The organism is Bacteroides sp. AM37-9 (assembly GCF_003603455.1).
GTDB lineage: Bacteria > Bacteroidota > Bacteroidia > Bacteroidales > Bacteroidaceae > Bacteroides > Bacteroides xylanisolvens.
On the sequence record NZ_QTNF01000097.1, the window covers coordinates 1 to 506 of the forward strand.

The 506-nt window shown below is 34.8% G+C and carries 1 protein-coding gene; it reads left to right on the forward strand.

The window, feature by feature from the left end:
• Positions 1-266, forward strand: a 266-nt coding sequence (locus DW862_RS25675) for a hypothetical protein (RefSeq protein WP_243636530.1), incomplete at its 5' end; no start/stop codon positions are given.
• Between the last annotated feature and the right edge of the window lie 240 nt (positions 267-506).

The following is a 506-nucleotide window of genomic DNA, read 5'->3' on the forward strand; positions in this document are numbered from 1 at the left end:
ATCCAAATATATTAAACTCTTTTTTCGAAGTTTTTTTGAAAGAATATGCTAAAGCGCTGAAAGATAATGATGTTGTAGAACATGTTTTTTATCATGAGTGGATTGCGGGCGGAAACGGTACACATGGGATACATTATTATATCACACGCGGGCGCGTAGGCGCACGCAAGAGAGAAAAAGATGCAGAAGAAAGAAATAACAAAATTACAGTCGAATTACAGATGAGAAAAAGACAACAAGAAGAAAGAGACAAGAAGACAATATAGAAGGAAAGCAAGAAAATGAACCAAATGTAAAAAGAATACTAGGGATATACCACAAAGGGAAATTACAAAAGGAGATTATTAAAGAGGATGGATTAATTGGAATGGATTAATTGGAATGGTTAATTGGACATGACCAGCAGAATACGATTAACAGGATATTCAGCGACGCAGCGCCACTAGAAATGATTTTTCATTTCTCATATTCTCATAGGTTGCACAATAATCAACTGTAAATCATCA